Genomic DNA, 9,631 nt, shown 5'->3' on the forward strand with positions numbered 1-9,631 from the left:
GTCCGCCGCCGGCCCGCGGCCGGTCCGCGGCCGGCCCGCGGGCCGGTTCACGGGCCGGTCAGGTCGTCCGGGTCGTGGCCGAGCGAGCGCAGGAGCAGGTCCGGAACGACGAGGTCGGCCCGGTCCCGGGTGGTGGCGATCAGATCGGCGTTGCGCTGGTCGGTCCCCATCACCCAGGCCACGGCCGCGTCGGGCTCCTTGCCGAACCTCGTGTGCCGGGAGACGAGCCGGCGCACCCGCTCCACCGAGTCGAGCGAGCAGTACCACACCTCGTCCAGCCAGGGCCGCACATGCGCCCAGTCGCCCTCGTCGAGCAGCAGGTAGTTGCCCTCGGTGATGACCAGCCGGGCGGCCCGGGGCACCGGGATGCTGCCCGCGATCGGCTGCTCCAGGTCGCGCTCGAACGAGGGCGCGTACACGACCTCGTCGTCGTCCTCGCGCAGCCGGCGCAGCAGCGCCGCGTACCCGGCGGCGTCGAACGTGTCGGGAGCCCCCTTGCGCTCGCGTCGCCCGAGCCGGTCGAGCTCCACGTCGGCCAGGTGGAAACCGTCCATCGGCACGTGCGCCACCCACTCGGGCGGCTGCCCGGACGGCGGCGCCTGCCGCAGCACGCGCACCAGGTGCTCGGCGAGCGTCGACTTGCCCGCCCCCGGCCCGCCCGTGATGCCGAGCAGCGCCCGGTGTCCGCCGGACACCAGTTCGCGGGCCCGGTCCGCCAGGTCGTCGAGCGTCATCGGGCGCGGCTCGCGTGGAGCTGGCCGGCGATGAACGCGCGGGCGTGGCGGGCCAGGTCCTCGCCGTCGCTCCACAGGTTGCGCCAGATGGCCAGGTCGTTGGACAGTCCCCGCATCACGACCGCCGAGGAGAACGACTCGAACGTGATCGGCCCCCGGTAGCCGATGTCGCCGAGCGCGTGGAAGAACGCGGTGAAGTCGATATGTCCTGATCCGAGGTAGCCGCGATGGTTCTCACCCACATGGACGTAACCTAGCCGCTCCCCGACCTCGTGCACGGGCCGGACGAGATCCTCCTCCTCGATGTTCATGTGGTACGTGTCGAGGTGGATGAGCACGTTGTCCTCGCCGATGTCGTCGGCCAGCCGGAGCGCGTCGCGGGCGGTGTTGACCACGTTGGTCTCGTACCGGTTGCAGATCTCCAGCCCGAGCGTCATGCCCTCGCCGGCGGCCTCCAGGGCCAGGCGGCGCAGCACCGTCACCACGTTGCGGCGTCCCGCCTCGGTGAGCGGGTGGCCGTACTTGCCGAGCGCGCTGTAGAGGGCGCCGGTGAAGTGGGTGCCGCCCAGCCCACGCGTGACGGCCAGCGAGTCGTGCAGGAGTTTCTCGCCGCGTTCGACCACAGTGAGGTCCTCACTGGAGACGTCGGCGTCGAAGGCGAGGCCGCGCGAGCAGGCCACGCCCAGACCGGCGGACGTGAGCGCCTCACGCGCCGCCGCGACGTCGAGGTTCGCCGAGTCGTGCAGGGAGATCTCCAGCAGGTCGAACCCGGCGGCCTTCGTCCTGCCGATGGCGAGCTCCAGCGAGGTGGGACTCGTGTCGCCGACCCACACCAGGGCGTGGACGCCGATCGGGTTGGCCGGGTTGTCGGTGGCCATGGGAACGTGCCTTCTTTCGTCGAGTCGTTCCGGGTGCCGTCAGGAGCCGATCGCGCCGGTGACGAGGCCGACGATCTCCTCGCCGGTGGTGTCGGCGGTGCGCCGGCCGCCGACGCAGCGCCCCGCGCGCATCACCCACACCTGCTCGCTGAGCCGCATGACCTGGGCGAAGTTGTGACTGATGATCAGCACCGCGTGCCCCTCGTCGCGCAGCCGGAAGACGAGTTCCTCGACGCGGGCCGTCTCCTGGACGCCCAGCGCCGCCGTGGGCTCGTCCATGATGACGAGCTTGGAGCTGAACCCGGCGGCCCGGCAGATGGCGACCGCCTGACGCTGCCCGCCGGACAGCCGCCGCACCCGCGAGCCCACCGCCGGCACGTTGACGGCCAGCGCGGAGACCATCTCGCGGGCCCGGGACTGCATGGCCCGGCGGTCGAGCACCCCGACGGGGCCGAACCGGCGGACGATCTCACGGTTGAGGAAGAGGTTCTGCCACACCGTGAGGTCCTCGACGAGGGCCAGGTTCTGGTGGACGGTCTCGATCCCGGCCTCGCGGGCGTCCTCCGGCGAGTGGAAGTCGGTCCGCCGGCCGTCGAAGGTGATGGTGCCGCTGTCCGGCCGGTGGATGCCGGAGACGCAGCGGACCAGCGTCGACTTGCCCGCGCCGTTGTCGCCGACCAGGGCGGTGATCTCGCCGGGCCGCAGCGTCAGCGAGACGTCGACGAGGGCCCGGACGTTGCCGAAGGACAGGGACACGTCGTCGCACGACAGCAGCACGTCCTGCGGCGGCTGTCCGGTCATTTCCGCGACCTGTGGCTGTTCGGTCATTTCTGGAACCTCATGAGGAGCGCGGCCAGCACCACGACGATGCCGACGGCGAGCGGCTGGTAGAACTGCGAGACGCCGAGCAGGGTGAGCCCGTTGACCAGGGCGATCAGCAGCAGGGCGCCGAAGACGGGTCCGACGACGGTGCCCCGGCCGCCGAAGAGGCTGACCCCGCCGAGCACCACCGCGGCCACCGAGTTGAGCAGGAAGGCGGTGTTCGCCGCGGGCTCGGCCGCGCCGATGCGGCCGACCAGCAGGATCGCGCCCAGCCCGGCGAGCAGGCCGCTGATCAGATAGACAGCGATCTTGATGCGGGCGGTGCTGATGCCCATGGCCGTCGCCGACTCGGGCGAGCCGCCGGTGGCCAGCAGGTGGGTGCCGAAGCGGGTGTGGAAGAGCACGACGTGCGCCGCCACGGCGACCACGATCGCGATGACGAACGACCAGCCGAAGATCCCGATGCCGCTGGTGGACAGGCGCAGGAGCAGCGGGTCGATGACGGTCACCGGCTTGCCGTCGGACAGGATCAGGGCGAGCCCCGAGGCCGCCGACAGCATGCCGAGGGTCACGATGAAGTCCGTGATCTTGCCGCGGGCGACGATGAGGCCGTTGACGGCCCCGGCCACCCCGGCGGACACGACCGCCATCAGCGACGCCACGCCGAGCCCCAGGCCCGCCTCGTACATCTGGCCGAAGACGACCGCGCCGAGCGTCATCACCGAGGCGATGGACAGGTCGATGCCCGCGGTCGCGATCACGAACGTCTGCCCGACCGCCAGGATGATGAGGATGGCCGCGGCCACCAGCATCGAGGCGATGTTGCCGGGGCTGAGGAACGTCGGGTTGAGCGCCTGGAAGACGATCACCAGGACGATCAGCCCGACGAGGGCGGCCCACTCCGCCCAGAACCCGGCGTCCTTCAGCCGGTGGGACCAGTTCGGCCCTCCACTGGCCCGCAGTGTGGTGGTGTTGGTCATGGAGGTCGCTCCTCCGTAGATGCGTCGCGGTCTGGGCTACTTGGTCAGTGCCTTGTAGGGGTCGTCGTAGGTGCCGAACGGCTTGGGCGTGGACGCGAGCGCCTTGTCGGCGGTGTCCTTGGTGACGAGCTCCACGGGGGCCGCGACGCTGGCGGGCAGCGTCTTGCCGCTCGACGCGGCCTGGCAGGCCTCGACGCCCATCTGGCCGATGGTGTACGGGTACTGGGCGACGGTGGCGTCCAGCGTGCCGGCCTTGACCGCCTCCAGGGCGTCCTTGATGCCGTCGACGCTGATGACCTTGACCTTGCCGGTCTTGCCGGCGTCGGCGATGGCGCGGGCCACGCCGAGCCCCATGTCGTCGTTGGCGACGAAGAAGCCGCCCAGGTTCGGGTGGGCCCGCAGCACGTTGGTGGCGGCGGTGAGCGCGGTCTGGCGGTCCCAGTCGGCGGCGACGGTCTGGACCACCTTGACGTTGCCGCCGATGCCCTGCTGGAAGCCCTCGATGCGGGCGCCGCTGGTGACGTCGCCGGCGATGCCGCCGATGGCCGCGACCTCGCCGCCGGACGGCAGCAGCTCGGTCATCCGCTGCCCGGCCATCTTGCCGGCCTCCCTGTTGTCGGTGCCGACGTACGTGGCGAGCTTGACGTTCGCGCTCTTGGCCGCGGTCGGATCGACGGGACTGTCGATGTTGACGACGGGCTTGTTCATCATGGAGAGCTTGGCGAGGCCCTGGATGAGGTTCGTGCCGGAGATCGGGTTGACGATGTAGCAGGAGAAGTCCTGGCCGGCCAGGCCGTTGAGCTTGTCCGCCTGCCCAGTGGTGTCGGTGATCGAGTTGGCCGCCTGCACGGTGACGGTCGCCCCCGATGTCTTGGCCTGATCGTCGATGCCCTGCTTCATGGTCTGGAAGAACGGGTTGTCCAGGCCCTTGATGACCGCCGCGTAGTTCTGGGGGGCGCCGCCCGCGGCCTGCGTGCCGTTCGCGGCGGCCGACTCGGTGACCCCGCCGGTGCCGCACGATCCGAGTACGAGTGCGCCGGCCGCGGCGAGCGCACCGACTGCCGCCACACGACGGCCTCTGGCGTTGGCATACATCGGTTGTCCCTTTCCCGCGTAGATGACCCGACCGTAAACCGACCTTCTAACGCCTGACAACCCTTCTTTCGACTTTTTCTGTCGAAAGATGCTTGACTTACGAGTAGTCACCGTCATAGCTACAGTGGTGCTATGACGACGACAGGCCCCACCCCGCCGAGGATGGGGGTGAGCAGCGGCGAGATCCTCAGCCTGTTCCGCGACGTGCCCGACGGGCTGACCAAGTCCGACGTGGCGCGACTGACCGGGCTCTCCCGCACCACGGTCAACCAGCGGCTCGACGGGCTGCTCGCCGCCGGCCTGCTGGTGCCGGGCCCGGAGGAGGCGCGCACCCGCGGCCGTCCGGCCGGCCAGTTCGTGGTCGACCGCACGCGCGGCGTGCTGCTCGTCGCCGACATCGGGGCCACCGCGCTGCGGGCCGCGGTGTGCGACCTCGGCGGCCACGTCGGCATCGAGCGTGAGGCCAGGGCCGACATCACCGCGGGCCCCGAGACCATCCTCACGATCGTGGAGAAGCTCTTCGCCGAGATCCTGCACGACATCCGCCAGCCCCCCGAAGCCGTGCTCGGCATCGGGCTCGACGTGCCGGGGCCGGTCGACTTCGCCTCCGGCCGGGTCATCAGCCCGCCGATCATGACCGGCTGGGACCGCTTCGACATCCGCGGCTGGTTCACCGGGCAGTACTCATGCCCCGTGCTCGTCGACAAGGACGTCAACGCGATGGCGTACGGCGAGCAGCGCCTGCGCTACCCGGACGTCCCGCACCTCCTCATGGTCAAGATCGGCACGGGGGTCGGCACCGGCCTCATCGCCGGCGGCCAGGTCCACCGGGGCGCCGACGGCGCGGCCGGCGACGTCGGCCACATCCACGTCACGGTCCCCGACACCGCCGAGCCGCCCGTGTGCCGGTGCGGCAACACCGGCTGCCTGGAGGCGTACGCCGGCGGCTGGGCCCTGGTGCGCGACCTGCGGGAGGCGGGCCGCGAGGTCGCCACCGTGGACGACGCCGTCCGCCTGATCCGCGCCGGCGACCCGGGCGCGGTGCGGCTCGCCCGGCGCGCGGCCCGCATCCTCGGCGGCACCATCGCCGACATGGTCAACCTGTTCAACCCGCGCGTCATCGCGGTCTGCGGCCAGCTCGCCCACACCGACGAGCTGCTCTTCGCCGGTATCCGCGAGATCGTCTATCGCCGGTCGCTGCCGCTGGCCACCCGCAACCTGCAGATCGTCCGCAGCGACCTCGACCCGCACGCGGGCGTGCTCGGCCTGGCCCAGCTGCTGGTCGACGGCATCTACTCACCCGAGCGGGTGCAGGAACTCGTGGACCGCGCCACCACCTGACCCGTTCGCCGACAGACGTGGGGCGTCACGCCGGAGGTGATCGCGAGGACACCCAGCGGCGCGTCACGCCGGCGGCGATCGCGAGGACACCCAGCGGCGCGTCACAGCGGAGGTGAACGGGGGCGGCGCGGGCGCTTCTAGGATGGCGGGAAAGACCTTCTAAGCCGCCACGCAAGGAGGACACCGTGCCCGCACCTCTGCCGCACGAACACCTGCCGTCGGTCCCGACGCTCCAGGTGCGCAGCGACGACATCACCGACGGCGAGAGGCTGGGAGACCTCCACGTCTTCAACGACTGGGGCATGACCGGCCAGAACCTGTCGCCCGCGCTGAGCTGGTCGGACGCGCCGTCCGAGACCCGCAGCTACGCCGTCACCTGCTTCGACCCAGACGCGCCGACGGGCAGCGGATTCTGGCACTGGGTGGTGTACGACATCCCGGCCTCGGTCACGGAGCTGCCCACGGGCGCCGGCACGGGCCCGGAGTTCAAGGGCCTGCCGCAGGGGGCCAAGCACGCCCGCAACGACTACGGCGCCAACGAGTACGGCGGCGCCGCTCCCCCGCCCGGCGACCCGCACCGCTACGTGTACACGGTGCACGCGCTGGGCGTGGAGAGCCTGGGCGTCGACACCGACGCCAGCCCGGCCGTCGTCGGCTTCAACATCACCGCCAACACGCTCGCCCGCGGCCACATCATTCCGCATTACGGCATCTGACGCATCCCGGCCCGCCGTCGTCCCTGGGGCCTTCCACGAGAACCTTCCTTTACGGCACAGCCCAGCCGGCCGCCACCCGCCGACCATGGCTGAGGGCCTCCAGGGAGACGGCCTCTGACCCGCACGTGGCGAGGCGCCGTGACGGCGCCTCGTGGGCCGCCCACGTGGTCATCCCCCGCCCACGGCCTCCACCAGATTTCCCCCGCCACCCGGTAATGGTCGGCGTTCTCCCTACATAGGCACAGGTGTCCGCGCTCAGGACCAACAAAGGAAGCCTGTCATGGGAAGCGCCCGTGGATGACCCCCGGATGGCCAGATTCGAGGCCGTCTACAAAGAGACATACGGCCGGATCACGGCCTATGCCGCACGCCGCTGCGACTCACCGCAGGACGCGGCGGACGTGGTGGCCGACACCTTCACCGTCGCCTGGCGGCGCGTGGACGAGTTACCCGAAGGCGAGCAGGCCATGCTGTGGCTGTACGGCGTGGCACGCAAGGTGCTGGCCAACCGCCGCCGGACCGGCCGGCACCGCCAGGAGCGCAACGCCGAGCTCGACGCCGAGGTGGCCGACCTGTACGGGCGGCGCCCCGACAGCGGGGTCGAGCTGGACGCGATCGCCAGGGCGTTCCGCGAGCTGCCCGGCGACGACCGCGAGCTGCTGTCGCTGGTCGCCTGGGAGGGCCTGGACCGCGAGGAGATCGCCACGGTGCTCGGCCTGACCCGTAACGCCGTACGCGTCAGGCTCTACCGCGCCCGCAAACGCTTCGCCCGCGCCCTCGCGGAGGCGGACGTCCCCCTCACGACACCTAGCCGGCTCGTCCCGGCGGAAAGGGTCACGGTGAAGGACATGACCGAGAACATGACGCGGGGCGGAGCTGACATCGACGCCCTGGCGAGGGCGCTGGCCGGGGTCGAGCCCGGCGCGCCCGGAGCCGACCCGTCCGGCGCGGGGCGCGGACGCTGCTGGCCACCATCGTCGCGACCCCGGCCACAGAGGACCCGCTCACGGGGCTGCCCACCTCGGGGGGTTCAGTCTCGTCGCTGCGCCGGGGCGGGCTCGGGCGGCTGGCCGCCGGGCTCGCCGTCGCGGCGGCCCTGGCCGGGGGCATCGTCGTCGGCCCCAGCCTGCTGGGGAAGAACGGTGGCGCGACGCCCTCCTACGCCGTCACCAAGGACGATCACGGGGTCGTCACCATCCAGGTCCGCGACTTCAGTGACGCGGACGGGCTGAGAAGGCGGCTGGAGGAGCTCGGCGTCCCGGCCATCGTGGACTACGTGCCCGAGGGGAAGAGGTGCAAGGAGCCGCGCGCCGAGCACGTGAAGGACATTCCGCGCGGCATCTACTCACTGCCCGAGGACATCCCGGGCGAGCGGCACGGCTGGCAGATGCGCATCGACACCCGGCGGTTCCGGCCCGGCGAGACCTTCGTCTGGACGATCACCCCGAACGCCGGCGGAGGGAGCAGCACCAGCACCATCCTCATGAAGGACCCGGTGGGGCCCTGCGAGCTGGTTCCCGCACCGAAGCAGACGGAAGAGAAAGCGGCGCCTCTGGCCACCCTGAAGGGCCACCTGCTCGACGGCTACCGGGTCGACGAGAAGACCGTCGGCGAAGTCCTGCCGGAGATCAGGAGGCGCCGTCTGAAGGCCACCTTCCTCGTCATGCAGATCGCGCCCGGCAACCCGGGAGGCTTCGGCGAGGGGCCCGAGCTGAAGACCTCTCCCGGCGACGACTGGGTGGTCTGGGAGGCGGAGGAGGCCGGCAAGCGCACCGTCCGCCTGCTCGTCACGGACAAGCGTTACGACCGCAACCCCGTCTACGGCGGCCCCCGCGACGCCGTCGTCAAGGACTGACCCCGGAACGCGCGAGGGCGGCCCGTCCGGATGGACGGGCCGCCCTTGGTGGTGCGTGAGGGTGCCGCGAGAAGGACTTAGAAGTCCATGTCGCCGCCACCGGGCATACCGGCGGGGGCGGCGGCGTTCTTCTCCGGCTTCTCGGCGATGACGGCCTCGGTGGTGAGGAAGAGCGCCGCGATGGAGGCGGCGTTCTGCAGCGCCGAACGCGTCACCTTGGCCGGGTCGATGATGCCCGAGGCGAACATGTCGACGTACTCGCCCGTGGCGGCGTTGAGGCCCTCACCCGGCGTGAGGTTGCGGACCTTCTCCACCACGACGCCGCCCTCGAGGCCGGCGTTGACGGCGATCTGCTTGAGCGGCTCCTCCAGAGCCTTGCGGACGATCGCGGCACCGGTGGCCTCGTCGCCGGTCAGCTCCAGCTTGTCGAACGCCTTGGCGCCCGCCTGCAGCAGCGCCACGCCACCGCCGGGGACGATGCCCTCCTCGACGGCCGCCTTCGCGTTGCGCACGGCGTCCTCGATGCGGTGCTTGCGCTCCTTGAGCTCGACCTCGGTCGCCGCGCCGGCCTTGATGACGGCCACGCCGCCGGCCAGCTTCGCGAGGCGCTCCTGGAGCTTCTCGCGGTCGTAGTCGGAGTCGGTGCGCTCGATCTCGGCGCGGATCTCGTTGACGCGGCCCGCGATGGCGTCGGGGTCTCCGGCGCCGTCGACGATGGTGGTCTCGTCCTTGGTCACCACGACCTTGCGGGCGCGGCCGAGCTGGTCGAGCGTGGTGCTCTCCAGCTTCAGGCCCAGCTCCTCGGCGATGACCTGGCCACCGGCGAGGATGGCGATGTCGCCCAGCATGGCCTTGCGGCGGTCACCGAAGCCCGGGGCCTTGACGGCCACGGAGCGGAACAGGCCGCGGATCTTGTTGACGACCAGGGTCGCCAGGGCCTCGCCCTCGATGTCCTCGGCGATGATCAGGAGCGGCTTGCCGGACTGCACGACCTTGTCGAGCAGCGGCAGCAGGTCCTTGTTGGCCGAGATCTTCGAGTTGACGATGAGGATGTACGGGTCCTCGAGCACGGCCTCCATGCGGTCCGAGTCGGTGACGAAGTACATCGACGTCATGCCCTTGTCGAAGCGCATGCCCTCGGTGAGCTCCAGCTCCAGACCGAAGGTGTTGCTCTCCTCGACGGTGATGACGCCTTCCTTGCCGACCTTGT

Annotated in this window: 10 protein-coding genes; 4 read left to right on the forward strand and 6 right to left on the reverse strand. The window is 71.1% G+C overall.

Annotated features, from left to right (window positions below; genetic code table 11):
* Window positions 1-47 precede the first annotated feature (47 nt).
* Genes AB0H81_RS41655 through AB0H81_RS41675 form a run of 5 tightly spaced genes read right to left on the reverse strand, consistent with a single transcriptional unit; the run spans window position 48 to window position 4,482 of the window.
* Window positions 48-734: a nucleoside/nucleotide kinase family protein gene (locus tag AB0H81_RS41655; protein ID WP_358387039.1), complete on the reverse strand. Its 687-nt coding sequence runs from the start codon at window positions 732-734 to the stop codon at window positions 48-50.
* Window positions 731-1,612: a sugar phosphate isomerase/epimerase gene (locus AB0H81_RS41660; RefSeq protein ID WP_358387042.1), complete on the reverse strand. Its 882-nt coding sequence runs from the start codon at window positions 1,610-1,612 to the stop codon at window positions 731-733. Before AB0H81_RS41660 ends, AB0H81_RS41655 begins: the two co-directional genes overlap by 4 nt.
* 39 nt (window positions 1,613-1,651) lie before the next feature.
* Complete coding sequence (locus tag AB0H81_RS41665) at window positions 1,652-2,440, reverse strand: ATP-binding cassette domain-containing protein (RefSeq protein ID WP_358387044.1); 789 nt, start codon at window positions 2,438-2,440, stop codon at window positions 1,652-1,654.
* Window positions 2,437-3,414: an ABC transporter permease gene (locus tag AB0H81_RS41670; protein WP_358387047.1), complete on the reverse strand. Its 978-nt coding sequence runs from the start codon at window positions 3,412-3,414 to the stop codon at window positions 2,437-2,439. The genes AB0H81_RS41665 and AB0H81_RS41670 overlap by 4 nt, the downstream gene beginning before the upstream one ends.
* Window positions 3,415-3,450: 36 nt before the next feature.
* Window positions 3,451-4,482 carry a substrate-binding domain-containing protein gene (locus tag AB0H81_RS41675; protein WP_358387050.1) on the reverse strand — a complete coding sequence of 344 codons (1,032 nt, stop codon included), beginning with the start codon at window positions 4,480-4,482 and terminating at the stop codon, window positions 3,451-3,453.
* A gap of 159 nt (window positions 4,483-4,641) precedes the next feature.
* Between AB0H81_RS41675 and AB0H81_RS41680 the strand changes: the two genes are divergently transcribed.
* From AB0H81_RS41680 to AB0H81_RS41695, 4 genes are all read left to right on the forward strand, one after another.
* On the forward strand, window positions 4,642-5,850 hold the full coding sequence (locus tag AB0H81_RS41680; RefSeq protein ID WP_358387053.1) for an ROK family protein: 1,209 nt from the start codon (window positions 4,642-4,644) through the stop codon (window positions 5,848-5,850).
* 185 nt (window positions 5,851-6,035) lie between these two features.
* Complete coding sequence (locus tag AB0H81_RS41685) at window positions 6,036-6,566, forward strand: YbhB/YbcL family Raf kinase inhibitor-like protein (RefSeq protein WP_358387056.1); 531 nt, start codon at window positions 6,036-6,038, stop codon at window positions 6,564-6,566.
* Window positions 6,567-6,874: 308 nt separating this feature from the next.
* A complete protein-coding gene (locus AB0H81_RS41690) occupies window positions 6,875-7,798 on the forward strand; it encodes a sigma-70 family RNA polymerase sigma factor (RefSeq protein ID WP_358387058.1) in 924 nt (307 codons plus the stop codon).
* A gap of 44 nt (window positions 7,799-7,842) precedes the next feature.
* Window positions 7,843-8,421: a hypothetical protein gene (locus AB0H81_RS41695; protein WP_358387060.1), complete on the forward strand. Its 579-nt coding sequence runs from the start codon at window positions 7,843-7,845 to the stop codon at window positions 8,419-8,421.
* 77 nt (window positions 8,422-8,498) lie between these two features.
* On the opposite strand, the gene groEL is transcribed toward AB0H81_RS41695, so the two are convergent.
* A partial coding sequence (gene groEL, locus AB0H81_RS41700; protein ID WP_358387063.1) for a chaperonin GroEL occupies window positions 8,499-9,631 on the reverse strand: 1,133 nt, incomplete at its 5' end.

Source organism: Nonomuraea sp. NPDC050691, from assembly GCF_040654455.1.
In the GTDB taxonomy this organism is placed as follows: Bacteria; Actinomycetota; Actinomycetes; order Streptosporangiales; family Streptosporangiaceae; genus Nonomuraea.

What these genes read in the sequence shown, in the direction of transcription:
- AB0H81_RS41665 (WP_358387044.1), bottom strand. Translation starts at nt 2,440, where the DNA reads ATGACCGAACAGCCACAGGTCGCGGAAATGACCGGACAGCCGCCGCAG.
- AB0H81_RS41660 (WP_358387042.1), bottom strand. Translation starts at nt 1,612, where the DNA reads ATGGCCACCGACAACCCGGCCAACCCGATCGGCGTCCACGCCCTGGTG.
- AB0H81_RS41680 (WP_358387053.1), top strand. Translation starts at nt 4,642, where the DNA reads ATGACGACGACAGGCCCCACCCCGCCGAGGATGGGGGTGAGCAGCGGC.
- AB0H81_RS41690 (WP_358387058.1), top strand. Translation starts at nt 6,875, where the DNA reads ATGGCCAGATTCGAGGCCGTCTACAAAGAGACATACGGCCGGATCACG.
- AB0H81_RS41655 (WP_358387039.1), bottom strand. Translation starts at nt 734, where the DNA reads ATGACGCTCGACGACCTGGCGGACCGGGCCCGCGAACTGGTGTCCGGC.
- AB0H81_RS41670 (WP_358387047.1), bottom strand. Translation starts at nt 3,414, where the DNA reads ATGACCAACACCACCACACTGCGGGCCAGTGGAGGGCCGAACTGGTCC.